The 24,221-nt window shown below is 72.5% G+C and carries 25 protein-coding genes and 2 pseudogenes; 14 read left to right on the forward strand and 13 right to left on the reverse strand.

Translation table 11 applies throughout. The features are described from left to right. The first annotated feature begins 6 nt into the window (after positions 1-6). Both ACH4RG_RS36050 and ACH4RG_RS36055 read left to right on the forward strand, forming a co-directional pair. Positions 7-258 (forward strand): hypothetical protein, encoded by a 252-nt coding sequence (locus tag ACH4RG_RS36050; protein ID WP_397931385.1) that lies wholly within the window; start codon positions 7-9, stop codon positions 256-258. Between the two features lie 493 nt (positions 259-751). Next, positions 752-1,807 carry a lactonase family protein gene (locus tag ACH4RG_RS36055; protein WP_398540906.1) on the forward strand — a complete coding sequence of 352 codons (1,056 nt, stop codon included), beginning with the start codon at positions 752-754 and terminating at the stop codon, positions 1,805-1,807. A gap of 380 nt (positions 1,808-2,187) precedes the next feature. On the opposite strand, the gene ACH4RG_RS36060 is transcribed toward ACH4RG_RS36055, so the two are convergent. The 4 genes from ACH4RG_RS36060 to ACH4RG_RS36075 form a co-directional block, all read right to left on the reverse strand. Continuing rightward, complete coding sequence (locus tag ACH4RG_RS36060) at positions 2,188-3,111, reverse strand: sirohydrochlorin chelatase (protein WP_397923743.1); 924 nt, start codon at positions 3,109-3,111, stop codon at positions 2,188-2,190. 166 nt (positions 3,112-3,277) lie between these two features. Next, the gene (locus tag ACH4RG_RS36065) at positions 3,278-4,381 is read right to left on the reverse strand and encodes an N-acetylglucosamine kinase (RefSeq protein ID WP_397923745.1); all 1,104 of its coding nucleotides are present in this window, start codon (positions 4,379-4,381) and stop codon (positions 3,278-3,280) included. Continuing rightward, on the reverse strand, positions 4,378-5,055 hold the full coding sequence (locus tag ACH4RG_RS36070) for a uracil-DNA glycosylase (protein WP_032792802.1): 678 nt from the start codon (positions 5,053-5,055) through the stop codon (positions 4,378-4,380). Before ACH4RG_RS36070 ends, ACH4RG_RS36065 begins: the two co-directional genes overlap by 4 nt. Before the next feature lie 44 nt (positions 5,056-5,099). After that, entirely contained in the window at positions 5,100-6,185 is a 1,086-nt protein-coding gene (locus tag ACH4RG_RS36075) for a WD40/YVTN/BNR-like repeat-containing protein (protein ID WP_397931378.1), read from the reverse strand. A gap of 319 nt (positions 6,186-6,504) precedes the next feature. Between ACH4RG_RS36075 and ACH4RG_RS36080 the strand changes: the two genes are divergently transcribed. Together ACH4RG_RS36080 and ACH4RG_RS36085 are read left to right on the forward strand one after the other, a co-directional pair. Further along, positions 6,505-6,933, forward strand: a complete 429-nt coding sequence (locus ACH4RG_RS36080) for a hypothetical protein (protein ID WP_398163423.1) — start codon at positions 6,505-6,507, stop codon at positions 6,931-6,933. Between the two features lie 141 nt (positions 6,934-7,074). Next, positions 7,075-7,806 (forward strand): class I SAM-dependent methyltransferase, encoded by a 732-nt coding sequence (locus ACH4RG_RS36085; RefSeq protein ID WP_398540907.1) that lies wholly within the window; start codon positions 7,075-7,077, stop codon positions 7,804-7,806. 13 nt (positions 7,807-7,819) lie between these two features. Here ACH4RG_RS36085 and ACH4RG_RS36090 read toward each other — a convergent pair whose 3' ends face one another. Beyond that, on the reverse strand, positions 7,820-9,196 hold the full coding sequence (locus ACH4RG_RS36090) for an FAD-dependent oxidoreductase (protein WP_398540908.1): 1,377 nt from the start codon (positions 9,194-9,196) through the stop codon (positions 7,820-7,822). Between the two features lie 88 nt (positions 9,197-9,284). Continuing rightward, on the reverse strand, positions 9,285-9,971 hold the full coding sequence (locus ACH4RG_RS36095; RefSeq protein WP_397923753.1) for a DUF305 domain-containing protein: 687 nt from the start codon (positions 9,969-9,971) through the stop codon (positions 9,285-9,287). A gap of 157 nt (positions 9,972-10,128) precedes the next feature. Here ACH4RG_RS36095 and ACH4RG_RS36100 point away from each other — a divergent pair, with 157 nt between their 5' ends. After that, the gene (locus tag ACH4RG_RS36100; RefSeq protein WP_398540909.1) at positions 10,129-11,622 is read left to right on the forward strand and encodes an LVIVD repeat-containing protein; all 1,494 of its coding nucleotides are present in this window, start codon (positions 10,129-10,131) and stop codon (positions 11,620-11,622) included. A 289-nt stretch (positions 11,623-11,911) separates the two neighbouring features. Here the strand turns inward: ACH4RG_RS36100 and ACH4RG_RS36105 are convergent, their stop codons facing one another. From ACH4RG_RS36105 to ACH4RG_RS36125, 5 genes are all read right to left on the reverse strand, one after another. After that, a complete protein-coding gene (locus ACH4RG_RS36105; protein WP_398163365.1) occupies positions 11,912-12,088 on the reverse strand; it encodes a hypothetical protein in 177 nt (58 codons plus the stop codon). Positions 12,089-12,184: 96 nt separating this feature from the next. Beyond that, on the reverse strand, positions 12,185-12,880 hold the full coding sequence (locus ACH4RG_RS36110) for an HAD family hydrolase (RefSeq protein WP_398540910.1): 696 nt from the start codon (positions 12,878-12,880) through the stop codon (positions 12,185-12,187). A gap of 11 nt (positions 12,881-12,891) precedes the next feature. Then, positions 12,892-13,605 (reverse strand): phosphatase PAP2 family protein, encoded by a 714-nt coding sequence (locus tag ACH4RG_RS36115; RefSeq protein ID WP_397923761.1) that lies wholly within the window; start codon positions 13,603-13,605, stop codon positions 12,892-12,894. Between the two features lie 101 nt (positions 13,606-13,706). Next, positions 13,707-14,642, reverse strand: coding sequence for a M56 family metallopeptidase (locus tag ACH4RG_RS36120; RefSeq protein WP_397923763.1), 936 nt, complete (start codon positions 14,640-14,642; stop codon positions 13,707-13,709). A 98-nt stretch (positions 14,643-14,740) separates the two neighbouring features. Then, the gene (locus ACH4RG_RS36125; RefSeq protein ID WP_398540911.1) at positions 14,741-15,349 is read right to left on the reverse strand and encodes a DUF5134 domain-containing protein; all 609 of its coding nucleotides are present in this window, start codon (positions 15,347-15,349) and stop codon (positions 14,741-14,743) included. A 289-nt stretch (positions 15,350-15,638) separates the two neighbouring features. Here ACH4RG_RS36125 and ACH4RG_RS36130 point away from each other — a divergent pair, with 289 nt between their 5' ends. After that, a complete protein-coding gene (locus ACH4RG_RS36130; protein ID WP_397931370.1) occupies positions 15,639-16,214 on the forward strand; it encodes a GNAT family N-acetyltransferase in 576 nt (191 codons plus the stop codon). A 12-nt stretch (positions 16,215-16,226) separates the two neighbouring features. On the opposite strand, the gene ACH4RG_RS36135 is transcribed toward ACH4RG_RS36130, so the two are convergent. Next, positions 16,227-16,877, reverse strand: coding sequence for a glycerophosphodiester phosphodiesterase (locus ACH4RG_RS36135; RefSeq protein ID WP_397923769.1), 651 nt, complete (start codon positions 16,875-16,877; stop codon positions 16,227-16,229). 342 nt (positions 16,878-17,219) lie between these two features. Here ACH4RG_RS36135 and ACH4RG_RS36140 point away from each other — a divergent pair, with 342 nt between their 5' ends. The 5 genes and pseudogenes from ACH4RG_RS36140 (at position 17,220) to ACH4RG_RS36160 (ending at position 21,920) form a co-directional block, all read left to right on the forward strand. Next, positions 17,220-18,617 carry a DUF6421 family protein gene (locus ACH4RG_RS36140; RefSeq protein WP_397923771.1) on the forward strand — a complete coding sequence of 466 codons (1,398 nt, stop codon included), beginning with the start codon at positions 17,220-17,222 and terminating at the stop codon, positions 18,615-18,617. Between the two features lie 26 nt (positions 18,618-18,643). After that, positions 18,644-19,411 (forward strand): SDR family NAD(P)-dependent oxidoreductase, encoded by a 768-nt coding sequence (locus tag ACH4RG_RS36145; protein ID WP_397923795.1) that lies wholly within the window; start codon positions 18,644-18,646, stop codon positions 19,409-19,411. Beyond that, positions 19,408-20,469, forward strand: coding sequence for a threonine aldolase family protein (locus ACH4RG_RS36150; protein WP_397931603.1), 1,062 nt, complete (start codon positions 19,408-19,410; stop codon positions 20,467-20,469). The genes ACH4RG_RS36145 and ACH4RG_RS36150 overlap by 4 nt, the downstream gene beginning before the upstream one ends. A 94-nt stretch (positions 20,470-20,563) precedes the next feature. Continuing rightward, positions 20,564-21,162, forward strand: a pseudogene (locus tag ACH4RG_RS36155) (transglutaminase family protein). Between the two features lie 65 nt (positions 21,163-21,227). Then, positions 21,228-21,920, forward strand: coding sequence for a B3/4 domain-containing protein (locus ACH4RG_RS36160; protein ID WP_397923773.1), 693 nt, complete (start codon positions 21,228-21,230; stop codon positions 21,918-21,920). Between the two features lie 34 nt (positions 21,921-21,954). On the opposite strand, the gene ACH4RG_RS36165 is transcribed toward ACH4RG_RS36160, so the two are convergent. Continuing rightward, a complete protein-coding gene (locus tag ACH4RG_RS36165) occupies positions 21,955-22,677 on the reverse strand; it encodes a 1-acyl-sn-glycerol-3-phosphate acyltransferase (RefSeq protein ID WP_003970836.1) in 723 nt (240 codons plus the stop codon). 232 nt (positions 22,678-22,909) lie between these two features. On the opposite strand from ACH4RG_RS36165, the gene ACH4RG_RS36170 reads away from it, so the two are divergent. The 3 genes and pseudogenes from ACH4RG_RS36170 to ACH4RG_RS36180 all read left to right on the forward strand — a co-directional run. Next, a complete protein-coding gene (locus ACH4RG_RS36170) occupies positions 22,910-23,236 on the forward strand; it encodes a TlpA family protein disulfide reductase (protein ID WP_397923775.1) in 327 nt (108 codons plus the stop codon). Positions 23,237-23,432: 196 nt separating this feature from the next. Beyond that, positions 23,433-23,942 carry a flavin reductase family protein gene (locus tag ACH4RG_RS36175; RefSeq protein ID WP_397923777.1) on the forward strand — a complete coding sequence of 170 codons (510 nt, stop codon included), beginning with the start codon at positions 23,433-23,435 and terminating at the stop codon, positions 23,940-23,942. A 196-nt stretch (positions 23,943-24,138) separates the two neighbouring features. Continuing rightward, positions 24,139-24,221, forward strand: a pseudogene (locus ACH4RG_RS36180) (electron transfer flavoprotein subunit beta); the annotation flags it as partial.

Consider the following 24,221-nt stretch of genomic DNA (forward strand, 5'->3'; position numbering starts at 1 on the left):
GAAGACGTGGTGATCGACGAGACCCTCGTCCGCGAGCTGTTGGATGCGGCGGACGAGGACTCCGCACTGGTCCTGCTGGAGGGCCGCGCCCGAGTGGCCGGACAGGCCGCCCTGGCCGGTGACGACCTCCGCGGCGCGGCGGTCGTGCTGACCCGGGCGGAGCTCGTCGATCGGCTGGGGACCGCGTATCCGGCCGAGCGGGAGCTGACTCTCATGGCGACGTCGCTGGACGACGCAGTCGGCAAGCTCGGCGGCTGACGAGCAGGCCCGGGGCGCGCCGCCGGACGCCCCCCCGGGCGGCGCGCGAGTCCACGTGCGCCACCCGCCCTTCAGGACACTGCGCTCGCCGCTGCCGGTGGGAGGCGCCAGCACCTGGGCAGACGGTGCGGCACGACCTCGTCGAGCATGCCGTCCGTCACCGCGCGGGTCATGTACGTGCGGTACGGCTGTCGTCCGCGGTCCGTCGGCGAGCCCGGGTTGAGCAGGCGCCGCGCGCGATGCCCATCAGCTCCAGGGTGGCGGCTCCGTCGCCGCCCCGGTCGAGTCGCCGTCCCTCCGCGGCTTCCTTCTCAGGTCCGTCAACTCCGACGGCCGTGGCTGTCCGTCTCCGGGGTGGGGCCCGCCCCGGAGCGGCGACCGGGGCGCCGCCCGCGCCGGCCGATTCCTTCCGGCCGCATTGGTCTGGACCTCGGAGGGGCGCCTGCTACCGTCGGCCGTGAAGATCGCGGCGACGGTGAAGAGGGGTAGCGCGATGATCGGCAACAGCGCCGGGCGGGCATTCATAGGGTCGTTCACCTCGGCGGGCGGGCGCGGGATCACCGCCGCCGCCGTGGACCGGGACACCGGTGCGCTGACGGTGCTGGGGTCCACGGATGCCGTGCCCGACCCCTCGTTCCTCACGGTCGCCCCGGGCGGCGCGGCCCTGTACGCGGTCGGCGAGAGCGCCCCGGGCGTCGCCGCCGCCTTCGCCCTCGACGGCGACGTGCCGGCGCTTCTGGGACCCGTCCGCGCCGTCGACGGGGATGCGCCCACCCACCTCGCACTCGCCGCGAACCACCTGGTCACGGCCAACTACACCTCCGGCGGCGTCACCGCCCTGCCGGTCCTCGCCGACGGCTCGCTCGGAGCCGTGGCCTCGGTGCTCCGGCACAAGGGCAACGGCCCGGACACCGGCCGCCAGGGGGCCCCGCACGCTCACCAGGTGCTCGCCGACCCCTCGGGAAACTGGGTGGTCAGCGTGGACCTCGGCACCGACTCGGTACGGGTCTGCGCCCTGGACCCCGCCACCGGCGCCCTGCGCCTGCACAGTGAGACCGCCCTGCGCCCCGGCACCGGTCCGCGCCATCTGGCCTTCCACCCCTCGGGCTCGCTCGCCTACGTCCTGGGCGAGCTGGAGCCGACGCTCACCGTGTGCCGCTGGGACGCGGCCGCGGGCCGCCTCGACGCGCTCGGCGAGACGCTGGTGCTGCCCGAGCACGAGGCGGCCGACGACGCGGCGCGCACCTACCCGTCCGAGGTGGTCGTCGCGCACGACGGGCGCTTCGTGTGGACCGCCAACCGGGGCCACGACAGCATCTCCGTACTCACCCTCGACGAGAGCGGCGAGAAGGCGGCCCTGGTGGCCACCGTCGGCTGCGGCGGCCGCTGGCCGCGCGACCTCACCCTCGACCCGAGCGGCCAGTGGCTGTACGCGGCCAACGAGCACTCCGGGAACGTCAGCTGGTTCGCCGTGGACGCCGGGACGGGCGTCCCGCGGCACGCGGGTTCCGTCGAGGTTCCCGCGGCCTCCTGCATCGTCCTCCTCTGACAGCGGTCGCCCCCGGGGCAGCACCTCCGGCAGCGGTCGCCCCGGGGCAGCACCTCCGGCAGCGGTCGCCCCGGGACGGTGGGGCCCGACAGCGGCCGCCCCGGACAGCGCGGCGGGGGGGGGGGGGGGGGGGGGGGGCGGGGGGGGGGGGCGGGGGGGGGGGGGGGGGCGCGCCCCCCCCCCCCCCCCCGCGGGCCCCCGGCGGGGGGCGGGGCCCCGCGGGCCGGCGCCCCCCCGGGCGGCCCGGGCGGGGGGGGGGCGCGGGGGGGGGGGGGGGGGCGGCGGGCCCCCCCCGGGGGGGGGGCCCCCCCCCCCCCCCCCCCCCCCCCCGCCGCGCTGTCCGGCTTCCCGAGCCGCCGCCCCACGGCGACGGCGTCCGGTCAGTGCGCCTGAGCACCCTGCGGCGTCGCCGGCGTGATGCCCAGCGTCGTGGCGTACAGGGACAGCACGAGCTTGCCGATCGCCGGGTAGGCGCCCAGCGGCTCGGCCGTCGCGCAGCCCGCCTCCTTCGCGGCGGCGTCCAGCAGGCCGGGGTCGACCTCGGGGCCCACCAGGTACGGCGCCAGGGCCAGCTGCGCGGAGCCGGAGCCCTGCAGCTGCTCCGCGATCGAGGCGACCGAGCCCTCCACGTCCAGCGCGGCGGCCATCACCGGCACGGCGAGCCGGGCGGCCAGCAGCATCCCGGTGATCCCGGCGGCCCGCACGGCCTCCTCGCCACCCACGGTGACCAGCACGATGCCGTCGGCGGCGGTGGCCACGGTGAACAGCCTGGCGCGGTCCGCGCGCGCCAGCCCGGCCTCCGACAGCCGTACGTGCAGGGCCTCGGCGAGCAGCGGGTGCGGGCCGAGTACATCGGTCAGTTCGGCCTGCGTACCGCTGTCCATCACGGCCTGCCGTATCCGCCGGATCAGCGCGCTGTCGGGGCCCGCGAGCAGCGGGACCACGACGGCGGGCGGACCCACGGGCTCGGCGACCTCACGGCCGACGGCGACGGCCTGCTCGAAGCGCGCGACGCGCTCGGCGGCGGTGTGGGCCAGAACGGTGGCAAGGGTCGGGTATTCGGCGTCGTCGCCGTCGAGGTAGCCGATCCGGGCGTTGAGACCGGGCAGCTCGGAACGGGCGATGCTGATCACCTCTTCGGCCAGGCTGCGCGTGGCTGAAGTGGGGGTACCGGGAACGGCGAGAACGAGCGCGGCAGCGCCCTCAGGTGCGACCACGGGCTCCGGGCGGCGGTGCCGTCCGGACTGGCGAGGTCGCGGCATTCGTACAGGCAGGCCGGAAGCGGGCCCAGTGGGGGTGCTCATGGCGCCGCATGCTACTGGTTTTGGCTGCCCCTCTGTTCGGGGAGGGCCCGGTCGAGCGTTAACTATCCTCTTATGTCCGATGAGCGATGTATCACCGGATTGCCCCTGTCTGTCGGGTCGTTGTTCCGTCGGCCGCCGTCCGGCTGCCCTTTCGGCCCGCCGAGCGTCACCCCGTGCGGGGCTCGTCGCGCACGGTCGTTCCGACGCGCTGTCCGCTCCCGTGCTCCTGGGGCACGAACAGCATCGTCGGATGCAGCGGCAGGCGTAGATCCCCGGCGGCCAGGGCTCGCGAGATCCGGAGGGCGCCGGTCAGCGGATCGCCCGCCGCCGAGGCCACCCGGGCCCCCGGCAACAGCCGTGCCAGCTCCTCGCGCAGGGGTGCGATCAGAGGCTCGCCCATCTTGAACAAGCCACCGGTCAGAGCCACTTCACCGCCCTCGCCGTCCTCGGCTTCCGTCCCGGCGGGCCTCGGGCACACAGCCGCCGCAGCCTCGGCGATATGACCGGCGGCCTGCCGAAGAATGCCGGCGGCCACCGGATCCACTCCGGCGCACGCCGCCACCTCCGGGGCGAACGAGGCCAGCACGGCCGGCCGGTCGGAGCGCGGATAGAGCAGCCCGGGCAGCGCCTCGGCCGGTCCGAACACAGCCCGCACCCGGTCCAGCAGGGCGGGGGAGCCGCCGCGCCGCCCGTCATGGGCCCGCATCGCCGCGTCCAGCCCGGCCCGCCCGATCCAGGCACCGCCGCCGCTGTCACCCAGAAGATGACCCCACCCGTCGGCCCTGTGCCACTCCGTCAGGTCCGTACCGAGGGCGATCATGCCCGTGCCACCGGCGACGACCGCCCCCGGGCGCTGTCCCACCGCGCCCGCGTAGGCGGTCACCGCGTCGGCGGCCAGCGCCAGTCGGCGCACTCCCAGCGCGTCCGCGAGCGCGCCGGGCAGCTCCGACCGCAACCGATCGCCGAGCGTGGCCATGCCAGCGGCCCCGATCGCCAGCGCCGCGACCTCACCCGTCGGGGCGTCACCGGGCGCGGCGGTGGACGCCCGGTCGAGCAACTCCCGGGCCGCGGGCAGCAGCTGGTCCAGCAGATGCCCGGCGTCGATGCCGCCGGGTCCCGTCCGCACCGGCTCCGCGCAGAGGGTCGTCGCGAGAGGCCCGGGCAGCGCCACCCGGCCGAGCGCCACCCGCAGACCGGAGCCGCCGGAGTCCACCCCGAGGACGTAAGCGCCGGGTCCGGCCGCGTCGGCCGCCGCGGGGGAACGGGTCACGGAAGCCGCCAGTCCACAGGCTGCGCCCCCTGGCGCTCCAGCAGTTCGTTGACGCGGCTGAACGGCCGCGAGCCGAAGAAGCCCCGGTCGGCGGACATGGGGGAGGGGTGCGAGGACTCGATCGCGGGGAAGTCGCCCAACTGCGGGCGCAGATTGCGGGCATCGCGCCCCCACAGGACCGACACCAGCGGCGTGCCCCGGGCGACCAGCGCCTTGATGGCCTGCTCGGTCACCTCTTCCCAGCCCTTCCCCCGGTGGGCGGCGGGCCGCCGCGGCGCGGTGGTCAGCGCCCTGTTCAGCAGCAGCACCCCCTGCCGCGTCCAGGGTGTGAGATCGCCGTTGGACGGCCTGGGCAGCCCCAGGTCCGCGTGCAGCTCCCGGAAGATGTTCTCCAGACTGCCCGGCAGCGGCCGGACGTCGGGCGCCACCGCGAAGCTCAGCCCGATCGCGTGCCCCGGGGTGGGATACGGATCCTGGCCGACGACCAGCACTCTCACCTCCTCGAACGGCTGCTGGAACGCCCGCAGTACATGCGCCCCGGAGGGCAGGTACGTGCGTCCCGCGGCGATCTCCGCGCGGAGGAAGTCGCCCATAGCGGCGACGCGTTCGGCGACGGGTTCGAGGGCGTCCGCCCACCCCGGCTCGATGATCTCTTTCAACGGTCGTGCTGCCACGGCCCGCACTCTACTGCTGATACGACCACTCCGATCAACTGCCGTCAGCCGAGCGCCACCGCGCGCACGCACAGGACGTCCGGCAGGTGCGCCGCGAGCTGCCGCCAGCTGTCCCCGTCGTCCGCGCTGGCGTACAACTCGCCGTTGCGGTTGCCGAAGTAGACCCCGGCGGGATCCGCGTCGTCCGTGCACAGCGCGTCCCGCAGCACCGTGCCGTAGTGCGCCCCGTCCGGCAGGCCCTCCGTGAGCGGCTCCCAGGTGTGCCCCGCGTCGGTCGTCCGGAACACCCGGCAGCGGTGATCCGCCGGGACCCGGTCGGCGTCGGCGTTGATCGGGAAGACATACGCCGTGTCGCCGCGGTGCGGGTGCGCGACGGCCGCGAATCCGAAGTCGGAGGGCAGGCCCCCGCCGATGTCGCTCCAGTGGTCGCCGGAGTCGTCGCTGCGGAACACGCCCCAGTGGTTCTGCAGGTAGAGCCGGTCCGGGTCGGCCGCGTCCCGGGTGACCTTGTGCACGCACTGGCCGAACTCCGGGTCCGGATCCGGGAGGAAGACCGCGGAGACGCCCTTGTTCGACGGAGCCCAGCTCGCACCGCCGTCCTTGGTCCGGAACACGCCGGCCGTCGACACGGCCACGGTCACGGCCCCGGCGTCCCGGGGGTCGGTCAGGATGGTGTGCAGCCCCTCGCCGCCGCCCCCCGGCTCCCACCGCGAGCGGGTCGGATGCTCCCAGAGCGGCCGGACCAGCTCGAACGACTCGCCCCGGTCCTCGGAACGGAACAGCGCGGCCGGCTCCGTGCCCGCGTAGACCACGTCCGGCGCCTCGGGTCCTGCCGGGTGCAGCTGCCAGACGCGCTCCAGCGACGCCCCGGTGGACTTGGGGAACTTCACCGCGGGCTGCCGGGGCTCGGTCCAGGTCTCGCCCAGATCGTCGGAGTGGAAGACGGACGGCCCCCAGTGCGCGCTGTCCCCGCCGACCAGAATTCTCGGGACGTCCCCCCGGGTGTCCACGGCGACCGAGTAGATCGCCTGCGCGTTGAAGTGCGGGCCCGTGATCTCCCAGGTCCCGCCGCTTCTGCGGCCGATGAAGAGACCCTTGCGGGTGCCTGCGGTGAGCAATACGTCGGTCATGGTCCTGGACCTCCCGAAACGCCGTTGTGCCGGAACAGTGCCAGTCTGCACCCGGCCACTGACAGTGGCCCCCGCACACGCCCGTCGCCCCGTTCACGTCGGTGTGGCCCCACCCGGGACGACCGTTCAGGAGCGGGCCTCTGGCCCGGCGCGACCTCGCCGCGGCGGGGTTCCCGGTCCCGCGCGAGGCCGTGGAGGACGGCGACCCGGAACCGCCGGCCGCGTCCCACCGCCGGGTGCTGACATGCTGGCGGGGGCCGGACGACGGCCGGACGAGGGCCTGGACAGGGCCGGGGACAGGGAGACCGAGGAGACGACGATGCGCAGCGGGATCACGGACGCCGACGGGCACCCGGTCACGGTCACGGTCACCGCGGGCGAGCCGGCGCCGTTCACTGTCGGCGCGGGGGAGTCCGGCCCCCGCGTCTCCATCCGGCTCTCGCCCCCGGCCGGCGAGCTCGTCTGGTCCTGCACCTCCGGGGCGGCCCGCGAGCTGGCGGCCGTACTCCTCCGGGCGGCCGAGGAGGCCGAGAACGCGCCGGGGGAGCGTCCCGTCACGGTCGAGGCGGGCGAGCTGCGCCGCGGCGACGTGCGCGGCGGCGACCGGTCCATGACCGTGGAGAGCGCCCGGACCGACGGCTCCACGGTCCACGTCACCTGGAAGTCCGGGGCCGGCCGCAGCTGGACCCAGGCGTACACCGCCGATACGGCCATCACTCTCAAGCGGCGACTTCACGAAGGACGTTGACGCTTCCGCCCCGCCGTGCCCCGGCCGGGCCGCCCCCCGTGCCTCGGCCGCCGGGCGTGCCCCGGCCGGGCCGCCATCCGTGCCCCGGCCCGCGCCCCGACCGGCGGTGGCGGGTGCGCCGTGTCGGTAGGGTGGTCCGTGATGTTCACCAAACAGGGCCCCAGCGTGCGCGAGCTGGCCGTTCAGGCGCTTTCCTCGACCGAGCGCGGATACGACCTCCTCGCCCCGAAGTTCGACCGGACGCCCTACCGCACCCCTGACCGCGTGCTCGACGCCGTCACCCGGGCGGTACGCGAGCTCGGACCCTTCGACGCCGGACTCGACGTCTGCTGCGGCACCGGCGCGGGGGTCGGCGTGCTCCGACAGCTGTGCCGGGAGCGCGCGGTCGGCGTCGACTTCAGCGCGGGCATGCTCGCCGAGGCCCGTGCCGCCTTCCCGCCCGGGGGAGAGGGGCCGGCGGTGCACTGGGTGCGGGCCGACGCCCGCTCCCTGCCCTTCGCGCCCGTCTTCGATCTCGCCCTGAGCTTCGGCGCGTTCGGCCACTTCCTGCCCGCCGAACGCTTCGGCCTCTTCGCCGAGGTGCATGGATCGATCCGGCCGGGCGGGCGGTTCGTCTTCCCGATCGGCGCACCGCCCCCGGTGGGATCGCGCGCCTACTGGTCGCTGTTCGGCTTCGACGCGGCGATGCGGCTGCGCAACGCCCTGTGGCGCCCGTCGTTCGTCATGTACTACCGCACGTTCCCGCTCGGCGGCGTGCTGGAGGACCTGACGCAGGCCGGATTCGCCGTCCGGCTGCTCCCGCTGACCGAGCTGGGCCCGCGCCCCGACGGCAGCCCCCGGGCCCGGCTGGTGGTGGCGACCCGGGAGGGATGACGCGGGCAGCTGTTCAGCGGTTCCCGTCCCGGGCCGCTCCCAGCAGCCCCGGCCAGTCGGGGATCTTCACCGGGCCGCGCCCCAGCGAACGGCCCAGCTCCGCCTCCGCACGCTCGATCGACAGCCAGCCGGACCACTCCACCGGCCGCAGCCCCCACTCCCGCAGCACGGCCAGCGGATCGTCGACCGCCGCACGGCTCCTCAGCACGGCCGCGTCCTCCAGGAGCGAGGCCACCGTCTCCTTGGCGCAGGAGCGGTTCGAACCGATCACCCCGGTCGGCCCCCGCTTGATCCACCCCGCCACGTACTCGCCCGGCGCAGGCGTCCCGTCCCGCAGCACCCGGCCCGCCGCGTGCGGCACCGTGCCGCGCACCGGATCGAAGGGCAGCCCCGGCAGCTCCACCCCCCGATAGCCGACCGCCCGCAGGACCAGTTGCGCCGCGACGTCCTCGTACGCGCCGGTGTCCCGGACCCCGCCCCCGCTGTCCGGAGCCGTCCGGGCGAACCGCACCCCGGCGACCCGCCCGTCGCGCTCCAGCAGCTCCACCGGCCGCAGGAAGAACCGCAGCCGGATGCGGCGCCCGGCGTCGGCCGCCGGCTCCCCGGCCGCCGACCAACCGCGCAGGACCTCCAGGTTCCGCCGCACCACGGCGGGCAGCGGCAGCGCTCCGGGCGGACCGTCCGGAGCGGCGTACGCGGGGTCGAGCGCGAGTTCCGCCGGGTCGACGACGACCCGTGCCCCGGGCAGCGCCCCCAGCTCCCGCAGCTCCTTCGTGGTGAACCGGGCCTGGGAGGGCCCCCGACGGCCCACGATGTGCACGTCGCGCACCTGGCTCTCCCCCAGCGCGCTGAGCGCCGCGCGGGGCACGTCGGTGGCCCGCAGCTCGTCGGCGCCGCGGGCCAGGATCCGGGCCACGTCGACGGCCACGTTGCCCACGCCGATCACGACGGCCGAGCGGGCGTCGAGGACGAACGGGTCGGCGCCGGCGTCCGGATGGGCGCTGTACCAGGAGACGAAGCGGGTGGCGGAGTAGCTGCCCGGCAGGTTCTCGCCCGGCACCGCGAGCGCCCGGTCGGCCGAGGCCCCGACGCAGTAGACGACCGCGTGGTAAAGCTCCGCGAGCCGGGCGGGGGAGACGCCTTCCGCACCGCCGACGCCGACGTTGCCCACGAAGGTGACCCGGTCGTCCTCCAGCACCGCCCGCAGACTGTTCTGCAGCGACTTGATCTTCTCGTGGTCGGGGGCCACCCCGTACCGCACGAGTCCGTACGGGGTGGGCAGCCGGTCCAGGACGTGCACGCGCACCTCGGGTACGAGCGACTGCTGGAGCAGGGCCTGAGCGGTGTAGACCCCGCTGGGACCGGAACCGACGACGGCGATGGAGAGCACGGCGCACCTCTTCCCGGAGGTTCCCTCCAGGATGGCACCGCCGGGCCGATCGGCACCGTCCGGTGCACGGGGCGCTCGGCCGAGTGGCTCAGCCCATCAGCCCGCGCATCCGGTTGATCTCCACGGTCTGCTGGGCGACCACGTCGCTCGCCATCTCCTCGACGATGACGTCGTTCCCTTCGGTGAGCGCCTCCGTGGCCATGGTGATCGCTCCCTGGTGGTGGGTGATCATCAACTCCAGGAAGAGCTCGTCGAAGGCCTTGCCCTCGGCGGCGCGCAGCTTCTCCAGCTGGGCGTCGGTCGCCATGCCGGGCATCGTGGTGTGATCGTGGTGCTCCTTGCGCCGGTCGCCCCCGTTCCTTTTCAGCCATCCTTCCATCGCGCCGATCTCCGGCTTCTGGCCTGCCGATATACGGTCCGCGAGCCGTTTGACGGTGTCGGCGGAGGCCCGTTCGGGGACGAGGCCGGTCATCACGAGCGCCTGGCCGTGGTGTTCGATCATCATCTGCGCGTAGCGGAAGTCGGCGGAGTTGGCGGTGTCCTGACCGGCCTCTTTGACGGCCTCCTCGGCGGAGAGCGTCCGGGCGGGCTCGCCCGGTCTGCCGGGCGCTACCACGCCCGGACCCGCGTCCTTGGCCTTGTCCGACGCCCCGTCACCGCTGCCGGCCTCACAGGCTCCCAGGACGAGCACGGCGGCAACCGCCGTCGCCGCGAGAGAGGTTGAGCGCAGAACTGTGGACCGGCGATGGATCAACACGGCGACCTCCTGTGCCACATGGTTTGTTGCAGACCGTCCTAACACGCTTCCACCGGGCGAAGATCAAAAACTTTTATTACGTCTCTGTTGCCATCTGTTGTTGTGTACATGGGAGGGACGATACTGCCGGGGGTTCATAACCGTTCGACCCCGAACGGAGACAAGGGAGGACGCAGTGACCTCGTTGCACACCACCCGCGTGCGGCGCAGACGTCTGGGCGCGGTGGCAGCCGCAGCCGGACTCCTCGCCACGCTGCTGACGGCCACCACAGCGGCCGCCACCCCCGACCCGGGCGATGCCCCCACCGAGCGCGGTTCCGTCACCAAGAGCGAGCAGGCCGAGGCCAGGGCCGCGATAACCGGTGGCGACATACCCGGCGTGGACGAGATCGTCCACAGCTCCAACATCAAGCACCTGACGAACGTGCCGAAGGGCGCCCTCAAGGGCACCAACACGGACCTCGCGTTCCAGGGGAAGTACGCGTACGTCGGCAACTACGACGGCTTCGTCATCTACGACATCAGCAGACCGAAGAAGCCGAAGACCGTCGCGCAGGTCCTCTGCCCCGGTTCGCAGAACGACATCTCGGTCTCCGGGAACCTGCTGTTCCTGTCGACGGACTCCTCGCGCAGCGACGACTCCTGCTCCAGCACCTCCCAGCCCGCCACGGAGAAGTCCTCCTGGGAGGGCATGAAGATCTTCGACATCAGCAACAAGCGGCAGCCGAAGTACATCGCCGCCGTGGAGACCGCCTGCGGTTCCCACACGCACACGCTGGTGCCGGACGGCAGGAAGAACGTGTACGTGTACGTCTCCTCGTACTCGCCCAACGAGACGTTCCCGGACTGCAAGCCGCCGCACGACGGGATCTCCGTCATCAAGGTGCCGCTCAAGGCGCCCCAGAAGGCCCGGATCGTGAACTTCCCGGTGCTCTTCCCGGACGGCGGCAACCCCGGTGCGCCGGAGAACCCCGGTGTCTCCAAGACGACCGGCTGCCACGACATCACGGTGCTGCCCTCCAAGGACCTCGCCGCCGGCGCCTGCATGGGTGACGGCCTGCTGTTCTCCATCGAGGACCCGGAGCACCCGAAGATCATCGACCGTGTCCAGGACAACGTGAACTTCGCGTTCTGGCACTCGGCGACCTTCAACCAGGGTGCGAACAAGGTCGTCTTCACCGACGAGCTCGGTGGCGGCGGCGCGGCCACCTGCAACGCGGAGATCGGGCCCGAGCGGGGCGCCGACGGCATCTACGACATCGTCGGCAAGGGCGACCACCGCAAGCTGGTCTTCCGCAGCTACTTCAAGATCGACCGGCACCAGGCCGACGCCGAGGTCTGTGTCGCGCACAACGGCTCGATCATCCCGGTGAAGGGCCGCGACCTGATGGTCCAGGCCTGGTACCAGGGCGGCATCTCCGTATGGGACTTCACCAACTCCTCCAAGCCCAAGGAGATCGCCTTCTTCGAGCGCGGCCCGGTCACGCTCGACCGGGTCACCACGGCCGGCCCCTGGTCGGCGTACTACTACAACGGCCACATCTACTCCAGCGACATCGCCAAGGGCTTCGATGTGCTGAAGCTGGAGGACCGGCGCACCGACCCGGCCGAGCGGGTCGAGCTGGACGAGCTCAACGCGCAGACGCAGCCGGACTACTTCGACCGCTGATCCGTCAGAGGTCCCGCCGTCCCGCTGTTCTCCCATCCGGGGCCGGTGTCTGCCGGGCGGTCGCCTGCCCGGCAGACACCGGCCCCGGTGCGTGTGCCGCCGGAAATTCATTGACCGACGAGCCGGGTGGGGACATGCTGGATCCCTGCGTCGGCGGACTCCGCAACTCCGGTCCCCGGCGCGGTCCGCGGCCGTGCCCCCTGTGGCACGCCGAGGGTGCGCCCCGATCCGGCGACGCGGGGGATCGCCGGATCGGGCGCGATCTCCGCACAGGCCTACGGTACGGCGGTCAGGCGGCGGTGCGGACGCTTCCGCCGGTGGCGGCGGCCCACTCCATCAGCAGCCGCTGGTAATCGGCCTCGTCCTGCGGCGTCAGGGACCCGCCCGAACGCTGCCACAGGTCGCGGATCTCCGCGTTGACCTCGGCTGCGGAACGAGCGGACAGGGACGACGGCATGGGGGACATGTCCACCAGGCTACGGCCACGGGCCGCTGCCATTACCCCCTCCGCGGCGGGATATGCCTCACACTCCGGTCCGATCTCCTCTGTTCGCCACGGGCCTCATTCCGGCACGAGACCCAGCGAACGCAGGCCGTCCGGCCGCTCCGTCACCGGCAGGTGGTCCACGAACCGGACCCCGCAGCCCAGAGCGGCCGCGCCACCGTCCGCGACCCGGTCGTCACCGACCATGACCACGTCCGCCGGCTCCCGGCCGATCAGCGAGCAGGCGATGCGGAACAGTCCCGCGTCGGGCTTTTGGAGTCCGTGCTCGAAAGACAGGGCGTAGGCGTCCACCAGGGCGTCCAGCCCGTGGGCGCGGAAGACCGGGCGCGGGTCCCACCCGATGTTGCTGACCACACACACCGCGATTCCCGCCCTCCGCAGCCCCGCCAGCACCTCCGCGGCGTCCGGGTAGGGCTGCCAGGCCTCCGGTCGCATATGGCGGTCGTACAGCGCGTCGTACAGCCCGGGCTCGGGCAGGGCGACGCCTCGGGCCAGACCGGTGTACGCCTCGCGGTGCAGGGCGGCGCTCAGGTCCCGGCGGGACACCGCCCCGGCCAGCCTGCCGGGGACCCGGACCGGGGGCGGGCCGCCCGGGAGGGCGCCGGCCTCCGTGAGCCCGCTCACGTACCGCTCGAAATCCTCCGGGGTGACGTCGACGCCCTGCTCGCGCAGCACGGCGGCGAGCCAGTCACGGACCGGCTCGATACGGAACAGGGTTCCGGAGAAGTCGAACAGCACACCTGTGACCACCATGGACGCGATCCTCACCGGTCCGTCGCCGCTTCGGCAAGAGCGCCTTCCCGGGCCGCCGCGTACCGGGCGTACGCCGCGGCGCTCAACGCCACCACAGCCACCCCCAGCAGCGCGCCGCCCACGACATCGGTCAGCCAGTGCACTCCCAGGTACACCCGGGTCGCCGCCACGCCGACCGCCGAGACCACCGCCACGGCCAGCACCGCGGCCCGGGCGCCGGGGCCGGCGCCGTACAGCCACAGCAGCCAGACGAACAGGCCGCAGGTCACGACGGCCGTCATGGCGTGCCCCGAGGGAAAGGCCGCGAAGTGGGCCGAGTCCACCGGATCGGGCCACCGCGGGCGCTCCCGGTCCACCGCGGCCTTCAGCCCTTGCTGGAGGAGGGAGGCGACCAGGCTCGTCGCGGCCAGCCAGAGGGCGAGCGGGCGGGCGCCCCGCCACCACAGGGCGACCACGGTCACGGCGATCAGAGCGCGCATGGTCCAGGGATCCCACACCCAGTCCGTCAGCACCCGGCTCACCCGCACCAGACCGGGATCGGTCACCGCGTGCCGGTGCAGGGCGTCGGCGACCGCCCGGTCCAGGGACATCAGCGGCGACCAACGCGCCGCCACCAGTACGAGCAGCACGAGAGCGGCCGCGCCGACGACGGCACCGGTCCACAGGGCGGGCGGGGTACGGGCGGAGCGATCCGGCGAGCGGAAGCGGAACACGGGGGAGGACATGGGGTGATCCTCGCGGAGGACACCGCCCGAAGGCCAACCCGGGGCGCGGCCGACGGGGCGCCGGGCGCCGCTGCCCCGACTCCTGATCCGGCGGACGCGCCCTAACCCAGCGCGCGGAGCCCCGGGACGAAGGCCACGAGCACCGGCACGACCGGGACCAGCGCGGCGGCGGCTGTCAGCCGGAGCCTGCGGCCCGCCGTCAGCCGTTCGACCGGGGCCAGTAACCGGTTGACCCGGAGGGGCACTTGGGCCTGCGGAGTGGGGCAGGGGCCGAACACCCCACGGTCCTCGTTGAGTCCGACGAGCGCGAGCGCGGTCGTCAGCCGGCCGAAGCGGCGTGACGCCACGTCGTCGGCGGCCAGTTCGACCAGCCTGTGCATCTCGTCGCGGAACGCGGCGAACACCGGGATCTGCGGGAAGCCGATCGCCAGCGCCGACGAGCAGTGCAGCAGCCAGTCGTGCCGGGCCTGGGCGTGCCCCTGTTCATGGGCGAGCACGGCATCGAGCTGACGGCCCTTCAGGCGTCCCAGTGCGGCGGTGGTGATGACGAGTTGCGGAGCCGTGCCGGGCAGCCACCAGGCGTCGGGGCGTTCGCCCTCCAGCACCACGAGGTGGTCGGCGCCCGGCTCCTCGCCCGGCATCAGCGGGGAACGCACCAGCAGTTCCGTCCGACGCTGTTCGCGGCGACGCCGTGCCCGCCGGATCTCCCTCAGGAGCATCGCCCCGGTCCACAGCCCGCCCATCGCCAGTAGCACCGCGATGACCGCCGACCACGGTCCGTACGCCGCCAGGGCGTAGGCCTCGACGACGGCGTGCGGGGCGGGGGCGAAGACATGGCCGCGCACCGCCTGCCAGGCTGCGGCCGCGCTCAGCGTCATGGACAGCGCGAACGACAGCAGGACCCCGGCCACCACGCACTGCCAGACCCACAGGGCCACGACCGGTTCGCGCTCCGGCCACCGGGCTCGCGCCATCACGCGGGGAGTCACCAGGGCGGTCAATGCACCGAGCAGCAGCAGCGCGAGGGAGACCAGCATGGCATCAGCTTATGAGGGGCGGGTCGGCCGAGGGTACGGCCGCGACCGGCAAGTGACGTAGACCACGGTTTGCGGGGGGTTCTGTCCCACTTCCTGTCTCACAGGGCGAGCAGCATGGTGAACATGCCGATGCCCATCGTCAGCCTGCACGCCGCGGTGAGCCCGGACAGTCCGTCCGACGCGCCCCCGAATCCTCCTGGGTCCCGGGGGGCGCGGACCGCCCCGGTGGCCGGGAGCATGACGGTCCCCGGCAGCAGGCGGCCGGCCGCGCCCAGGACGTAGAACGCGTAGTGGACGAGCAGCGCCCCGGTCAGCAGGGGTATGCCGCCGGCGCCGGCATCCGCCCCGTGCCCGGCATGCCCGCCCCCGCCGCTCCCCGTGGCCCCGGGGGCCATCGCCACGGCCATGTAGACCATGGCCAGTGAGCCGACGAGATGGTGCAGATGGTGGCCGCCGCGCAGGGCGGGGCGCAGCGCTCGCAGCGCGGCCGCGCCGAACAGCACCGCGTACACCGCCCAGGCCCAGTCCGGGGGCGACAGCACCGCCGCCGGAACGGCCATCGCCGCCATGCCGAACCCCATGAGCGCCTCCGACCGTGCGGTTCGGCGCTCCCGCGGCGTTCCCGCGCGGGTGCGCAGCAGGCAGTAGGCGCCGCTCACCGCGCACAACGCCATCAGCAGCCAGCCGGTAAGGGCCCCTCCGTGCACGGCGCGCCTCCCCCCGGTCGGACGAACGGCACTGTTGCGGGTCGTCCCATCGATGCCCGGGGGGCCGATGCCGAATCCGGCGCACGGGGGTGTGAAGGGGGTGCGCCGGGGCCTGCCGGGGGCGCTTCGGGTCGCGTTACTCTCGACCGCACGCGCCACGGCGGAGACCGCGACCGTACGTAGGGCAGCAGGGCACGTGTGCTGCCGTACAGAAGGGCGTACGGCAGCACGGAACGCGTACGGCAGCACAAGAAGTGTGTACGGCAGCAGAGAAACGGAGCACCCCACCATGGACACCGCCACGCCCCCCGACGCGGCCCGGCTGACTTTCCGCGACGCGACCGAGGGCGACGTACCGGCGCTGCTGACCCTCATCGAGTCCGCCTACCGCGGCGACTCCAGCCGCACCGGCTGGACCACCGAGGCCGACCTCCTCCAGGGGCAGCGGACCGACGAACAGGGTGTGCGCGCGGTCATCGACGCTCCGGCGGGCCGGCTTCTCGCGGTCGAGCGCGATGGCGGACTCGTCGCCTGCTGCCAGCTCGAACACCGGGGCGACGCGGCCTACTTCGGCATGTTCGCGGTGCGGCCGGGACTTCAGGGCGGCGGGCTCGGCAAGCTGATCATCGCCGAGGCGGAGCGCACCGCGAGGGAGAGTTGGGGCGTCGGCGAGATGCACATGACGGTGATCTCGGTGCGCGAGGACCTGATCGCCTGGTACGAGCGCCGGGGCTACCGCCGTACGGGAGCGCTCACCCCGTTCCCGTACGGCGACGAGCGTTTCGGGATTCCTCAGCGCGACGACCTGGCCTTCGAGCTGCTCGTCAAGAACCTTGAGGCGGGCGACGCGGGGGAGGGCGCCTGAGGACGTCCGCCCTCAGGCGGTGAAGCGCCCGGCGCGGCGGATCTCGGGGAAGTCGGTCGTCGCGCCGTCCAGGCCCAGTGCCCGCGCGAGACGCAGGTGGTCCTGGGTGTTCACCACCCAGCCGATCACCTTCACCCCCTCGGAGTGGGCCCGTTCCACGATCTCCAGGGTGAGGCGGCGGATGTTCAGCGCGAGCGTCGCCGCGCCCGCCGCCTTCGCCCGGTCCACCACGTCCGAGCCCCAGCGGCTGGAGATCAGGACCGTGCGCACCCCCGGCACCAGCCGCGCGATCTCGGTGACGGCCTCGTCGTGGAACGAGGACACCTCCACCCGGCCGACGAGATCGCGCTCCCGGATCACGTCCGCCAGCGCGCGGGCCGCCGCCACGTCCTTGATCTCCGCCTGGAGCGGGGAGGAGACGGCCTCCAGCACCTCCTCGAAGACGGGGATCCGCTCGCCCTGGCCGGCGTCGAGCTCGCGCAGCTCCGCCAGGGTCCTGGCCGCGATCGGTCCGGTCCCGTCCGTGGTGCGGTCCACGTCCACGTCGTGCATCACGACGAGCGCGCCGTCCTTGCTGAGATGGAGATCCAGCTCGATGGCGTCCATTCCGGACGCCTCGGCGCGGACGAAGGAGCGCAGGGTGTTCTCTGGCTCGACGCCCATGACTCCGCGATGACCCAGGGTGAGAAATGACAAGGCGACCTCGTTTCCGTCGGCGGCGGTCCGTCGACTGCTCCTGCCCGCGCGGAGGTACGGCAAGCGGAGGTAAGGCAATGCGGCACTGGGGAGGGTAGCGGCCGGGGCCCGGGATGTCCCCCGCTCTGCGGGACCGGTCGCCCGCGTCCGGGAGTAACTGGGCGAACCGCGCGTCTACCCAGGATTCGACAGGAAAAACAGCGGTGACCATGGGGGGAGCGCAGGATGATTTGCAGTCCTGCACTTGTCGGAAGGAACCCCGCACGGCTACGGTGAGGGAACGCGAGGTTCTCCCGTGGAGGAAGTGTTATGACGGAAATTCTTGTGCGCGACGCCACCGACGGCGCGATAGCTACGGCCCAGCGGGTGGTCGAGCACCCTGCCTGGCCCGTGCTCAAGGATGCCGTCGAGGAGATCCGCCCCTGGCAGTCCAAGGACGGATCCATCGACTTCGAGGCCGAGGGCGCCCCGACCCCGGCCGTCGTCGAGCAGGTCCTCGACCGGGTGACCGCAGCGGTCGAGGAGCTCTCCCCGCTCCTCCCGCACGACGCCGCCTACCACCGCGCGCTCGTCGCCGACCTGCGCCGCTGGGCCGCCGACGGCTTCCGCGTCCCCGACTTCCTGGACTCGCTGCTGGCCTTCCAGCCCGCGAAGAACCGGACCGACGGTCTCCAGCACCTCGTCGTCTTCGCGATGTACACGCAGAACGGCAACCCCGACCGCAACCTCGAAGCGGTCGTGCTGAAGATGGTCTGGCCCGACTGGCTCGCCGACCTGGAGGCGAACCGCTACGACAACCCGCTCTTCTGCGGCATCACCTTCGAGGACTTCACCGCCGGGTACGACACCCACTCCGCGGTGCTCTTCCCGGAGACCATCGCCGTGCGCGAGGCCCCCGAGCGCTTCAGCTGGGGCGGCATCTTCTGCGACCGCGAGGCCGCCCGCTTCCGCCGCGTCACCGAGGCCTCCGTCGACCTGCTCGGCCTGGAGCTGCCCGACGACATCCGCGAGATGATCGGCGACCAGCAGCGCTGCGAGCAGGCGTTCGTCCTGTGGGACATGGTCCACGACCGCACCCACAGCCACGGCGACCTGCCGTTCGACCCGTTCATGATCAAGCAGCGCCAGCCGTTCTGGATGTACGGCCTGGAGGAGCTGCGCTGCGACCTCACCGCCTTCAAGGAGGCCGTGAAGCTGGAGTCCGAGGGCAACGCCCACGGCCGTGACGTGCAGTACGCGGTGCTCTTCGACCGGATGTTCCGCTTCCCGGTCTCCGGTGAGCGCGTCCGCAACTACGACGGCCTCGGCGGCCAGCTGCTCTTCGCGTACCTCCACAAGCACGACGTCGTCCGCTGGACCGACAACACCCTGAAGATCGACTGGGACCGTGCCCCGGAGGTCACCAACCAGCTCTGCGGCGAGATCGAGCAGCTCTACCGCGACGGCATCGACCGCCCGAAGCTGGTCCACTGGTTCGCCGCGTACGACCTCGTGTCCACGTATCTCGCCCCGCATCCGGGATCCCGCTGGGCCAAGGGCCCCGACGCCCTGGACCTCACACTTCCTCCCCGCAAGCTCGTCGACGACGTGCTTCCGGACGAGTTTCCCCTGAGCATGTTCTATGAGGCGCTCGCCAAGAAGCTGAAGCACGTGATTGCCTCTGCCAAGGGAATCACCGCGGCGAACGACGAGCGGGCAGCCGCGTGAACCATTCTCCCGAGGAGGCGGTGGCCATGAACGCGAACGGCACGGGCGAGGGGACCGGTGTGCTGGAAGGAGCCGTGGTGGCGGTCGCCGGAGCGGCCGGCCCCGCCGGCCGGGCGACCCTCCTGCGGCTCGCCGAGGCGGGTGCGACGGTCGTCGGGTGCGACGCGAACCCCGAACGGCTCGCCGAGGCGGTGGACGCCGCCCGGTACGCCCACGGGGGCGCGACCGTCACCGGCGAGACGGTCGATCTGCTCGACCTCGACGCCACCCGGGACTGGGCCAAGCGCACCGAGGCGGAGTTCGGCCGCATCGACGGCCTGGTCCACCTCGTCGGCGGCTGGCGCGGCAGCAAGTCGTTCCAGGAGACCGTGCTCTCCGACTGGGACGCCCTGGAGAAGCTGCTCATCCGCACCGTCCAGTCGACCTCGCTCGCCTTCCAGGAGGCCCTGGAGCGCAGCGACCGGGGCCGCTATCTCCTGATCAGCGCCGCCGGGGCCAGCAACCCCACCGCGGGCAACGCCGCCTACTCCTCCGCCAAGGCCGCAGCCGAGGCGTGGACCCTCGCGCTCGGCGACGCCTTCCGCAAGGCGGGGGGCGAGGACGGGCCCGCCGCCGCTGCTGCGATCCTGGTGGTCAAGGCACTGGTGAACGACGCCATGCGCGCCGAGCGCCCGAATGCGAAGTTCGCGGGCTTCACCGACGTCACGGAGCTGGCCGAGGCCATCGCCGGCGTCTGGGACAAGCCCGCCCCCGAAGTGAACGGAAAGCGCCTGTGGCTGACCCCGCAACCGTGAGGACCGACGCGCGACGTCACCACGACCCGCAGGTACGCGGCTTCGCCAGTGACAACTACGCCGGCGCGCACCCGGAGGTCCTCGCGGCCCTCGCCCTCGCCAACGGCGGTCACCAGGTCGCCTACGGCGAGGACGACTACACCGGCCACCTCCAGCGTGTGATGCACAGCCACTTCGGCGCCACCGCGGAGGCCTACCCCGTCTTCAACGGCACGGGCGCCAACGTGGTCGCCCTCCAGGCTCTCACCGACCGCTGGGGTGCCGTCATCTGCGCCGAGTCCGCGCACATCAACGTGGACGAGGGCGGCGCGCCCGAGCGGATGGGCGGGCTGAAGCTCCTCAGCGTGCCCACACCGGACGGCAAGCTCACCCCGGAGCTGATCGACCGGCAGGCGTACGGCTGGGACGACGAGCACCGGGCCATGCCGCAGGTCGTCTCGATCACCCAGAACACCGAGTTGGGCACCGTCTACACCCCCGACGAGATCCGTGCCATCTGTGACCACGCCCACGAGCGCGGCATGAAGGTGCACCTCGACGGGGCCCGGATAGCCAACGCCGCCGCCTCGCTGAACGTGCCGATGCGGACGTTCACCAACACGGTCGGCGTCGATGTGCTGTCCTTCGGCGGCACGAAGAACGGCGCGCTCTTCGGTGAGGCTGTCGTCGTGCTGAACCCGGACGCGGTCCGGGCGATGAAGCACCTGCGCAAGCTCTCCATGCAGCTCGCCTCCAAGATGCGCTTCGTCTCCGTCCAGCTGGAGGCGCTGCTCGCCAGGGACCTGTGGCTGCGCAACGCCCGGCACGCCAACGCCATGGCCCAGCGGCTCGCCGAGGGCGTCCGGGCGATCGACGGGGTGGAGATCCTCTACCCGGTCGAGGCCAACGCCGTGTTCGCCCGGCTGCCGCACGCGGTCAGCGAGCGGCTCCAGAAGCGCTTCCGCTTCTACTTCTGGGACGAGGCGGCCGGGGACGTCCGCTGGATGTGCGCGTTCGACACCGGCGAGGACGACGTCGACGCCTTCCTCCAGGCACTCAAGGAAGAGATGGCGCGCTAGCCGCTGCTGGAGTACTGGCGCGCATCCTGCATGAATATGCGGCCGATCGGAAATCGATAGACTTCCGGTCGGCCGCTTCGTGCGCTCTCCGGTCATGAAGCTGACGCAGCAGAACCCGGACATCGGCGCGTACCTGGCCGCCGACGAGGTCATCGACCACGATCATCCTCGGGTCGGCGAGACGGTGGCTCGCCTCGCGCTCGACGCCGACACCGCATATACATACGCGCGGGCCGCCTTCGGGTTCGTCCGCGACGCCATTCCGCACTCCGCCGACTCGGGGGACCCGCGCGTCACGTGGCGCGCCTCCGACGTGCTCGCCACCCGTACCGGCATCTGCTACGCCAAGTCGATCGCGCTCACGGCGCTGCTGCGGGCCCGCGGCGTTCCGGCCGGCCTCTGCTATCAACGTCTGGTCGGTGAGGACGGAACCACGCCGGTGATCCACGGCCTGGTCGCGTTGCGTCTCCCCGGGGCCGGGGAGTGGGCGCGGGTGGACCCGCGTGGCAACAAGCCGGGCATCGACGCGCAGTTCTCGCTGGAGGAGGAGCGGTTGGCCTGGTGGCGCGCGAAGAGTGCAACGAAATCGACTATCCAGTAGTCTATGCTGCACCACCTGAGGTGATCCTCCATGCGCTGAAGAGCGCCCGGGACCGCTCGGAGCTGTTGCGGAACCTCCCCACGGCCCTCTGAGCGCACTCCCGCGCCCGGACCAGCGCACCCGAGTCACCGAACCGAGTAAGGCAGTAAGGCAGACGATGACCCTCACGCTCACCGTGTCCGACGAGGTGCGAGCCATCGCACCGGGCTTCACCCACATCGCCGTCGAGGCGCACGGCCTGGTCAACGGCCCCAGTGACGCCCGTACCGCCGCCCTGCTGGACGACGCCGCCCGCAGGCTGGCCGAGCGCCTGGAGGGCCGCGCCCCGCACGAGGACCCGCGCCTCGCCGCCTGGCGCGAGGTCTACTCGGCGTTCGGGGCCAAGCCCTCCCGTACCCGCAACTCGGCCGAGGCGCTCGCCCGGCGCGCCCTCGCCGACGGTGGCCTGCCTCGCATCAACCTGCTGGTCGACGCCTACAACGCGATCAGCGTCGCCCACCTCGTCCCGGTCGGCGGCGAGGACACCGACCACATCAAGGGCGGGATGCGGCTGATCCGGGCGACGGGTGACGAGCCCTTCCTCACCGTCGCCGGCGGTGAGGAGACGGTGGAACACCCGGAGCCCGGCGAAGTCGTCTGGTGCGACGACGAGGGCGTCACCTGCCGCCGTTGGAACTGGCGTCAGGGTGTGCGCACCCGGCTCACCGAGGAGTCGGTCAACGCCGTCTTCCTGCTGGAGGGCCTCGCGCCCATGGCGAACGGCGCACTCGACGCCGCGGGCGCCGAACTCGCCGCGACCCTGGAGCAGCTGAGCCCCGGAGCGCGGATCACCGTCCACGGGCCGCGGTGAAGTGACGTCGCCGCGGTTGTCGTGGGGGTGGCTGTCAGCCGAGCTCGCGCACCTCGGCGGGCGTCGGGGCCGTACCGCCGAGATGGGCCGGCACCCACCAGGTGTCGCTCGCGTCCTTCGGGCGCACCGGGTAGGCCCGCTGTGCCGCCTCCAGCAACTCCTGAACCCGCTCCCGCAGCCGCCGGGTGATGGCACCGGCGTACTGGTCGGAGGGCGCCTCCATGGGCTCTCCGACGCGGATGGTGATCGGGATGTGGCTGCGCTGGAAATTACGCGGCCGCCCCTTCGTCCAGATCCGCTGCGTGCCCCAGAGCGCCATCGGGATCAGTGGGACCCCGGCCTCCTGCGCGAGGCGCGCGGCACCCGACTTGAAGCTCTTCAGAGTGAAGGACTGCGAGATCGTGGCCTCGGGGAACACTCCGACGATCTCACCGGAACGCAGCGACCGGAGCGCGTGGGCGTACGCGTCCTCGCCCTGGTCGCGATCGACCGGGATGTGCTTCATTCCCCGCATCAGCGGACCGGAGATCTTGTGCCGGAAGACGGATTCCTTCGCCATGAACCGGACCAGCCGCTTCTGCGGGAGGGCGCCCAGCCCGGTGAAGATGAAGTCGAGGTAACTGATGTGGTTGCTGACCAGCACCGCACCACCGGTCTTCGGGATGTGCTCCGAACCCTGAGTGTCGATCTTCAGGTCGAGCGCCTTGAACAGGGTGCGAGCGGCGCCGATGACCGGTCGATAGACGAGTTCTGCCATCTGGATGAAGACCCTTCTTCAGCGCCTGGGGAGGGTTCTCCCGGCGGAAGTTACGCAGCCGTAGGTTTTCGGCATTGTGGCGATGGTGCCCCATGCGCGAGTCCCTGGCCAGTCCCGACGGACGCGGGGCGCGAGATTCTCGTCACGTGCGCGTACCCCCGGAGCTGCGGGGAATGCGCGGGCGGTGGCCGTTGCTGACCTCTTACGAAGAGCTCTGATCAGGAGGCACCAGGTGGATCGCCGGACCCACGGACCGCGACTCGACGCATCCCAACTCGGTGCGGAACTCGGGGAGCGCGCGACGCTCGTCCAGTTCTCCAGCGCCTTCTGCCAGCCGTGCCGGGCGACCCGCCGCACCCTCGGCGAGGTGGCCGGGATGATCGACGGGGTCGCCCATATCGAGGTCGACGCCGAGGCCCGTCTCGCGCTGGTGAGGGAGCTGGACATCACGAAGACGCCGACCGTCCTGGTGCTCGACGCCGGGGGCCGGGTGGTCCGCCGGGCATCCGGCCAGCCACGCACCGTCGACGTCGTCGCGGCGCTGGGGCACGCCATATGACGGGCCGTGACGCATCTCCCACATTCGGGAACGCCCTTGACTGCGCCCGCTCCGAATCGTCAGTCTGACGTTATGCCGCCAGAACTCCTTCTTTACGGCCGGGTCCATGTGGACCTCGCACGCCATGCGAGTGCGCGTTGTCCGGGTGTCTGAGCCCCCACGGACCCGTACGCCACTTCCGCAGAAGGACACGTCCATGACGGCAACGCCCGACCTCGCTCCTGCCCCGGCGCTCGCCACCCCCGAACTCTTCCGCTCGGTCTTCCGCCGCCACGCCGCGGGCGTGGCCGTGATCACCGCCGCGGGGGAGCGCCCGGTCGGCTTCACCGCCACCTCGCTGACCTCCGTCGCCGCCGAGCCCCCGCTGATCTCCTTCGGGATCGGTACGTCCTCCTCCAGCTGGCCCGTGCTGTCCGGGGCCGCTCATGTCGGTGTTCACATACTCGGCGAGGACCAGCGGGAACTGGCCGCGACCTTCGCCCGCAGCGGAGCCGACCGCTTCGGCCCGTCGACCGAGTGGAGCAGCGGCCCCGAAGGCGTTCCGCTGCTCGCCGGCGTGTCCGCCTGGCTCGTCTGCCGCATCGTGACCCGCGTCCCGGCCGGGGACCACCGCGTCGTCATCGCCGAGGCGGTGGAGGGCGCGCCCTCCGGGGCCGGTCGCCCGCTGGTCTACCACCAGGGACGGTTCACGGCTCTGCGAGACTGAGGGCGCGCACACACAGGCCCGCCGCGTTGGCAAGGTCACAGTGCGCAGCGCTTGTCCAGGGGTAACAGACTGGGTGTACTGGCGAGTAATATCAGGCTCGGAGCCTCGGTCGTCCTGACCGGATTCGGCCCGACGAGGCGCCTATGCTGCGTGCAACAAGGCAGCCCAGAAATGACGATGCAGTAGGAGAGCCGGCGTGAGCTTGAGGATCGTTGTCTGTGTGAAGTACGTGCCCGACGCGACCGGTGACCGGCGTTTCGCCGATGACCTGACGCTGGA

Source organism: Streptomyces sp. NPDC021019 (assembly GCF_044333295.1).
Taxonomy (GTDB): domain Bacteria; phylum Actinomycetota; class Actinomycetes; order Streptomycetales; family Streptomycetaceae; genus Streptomyces.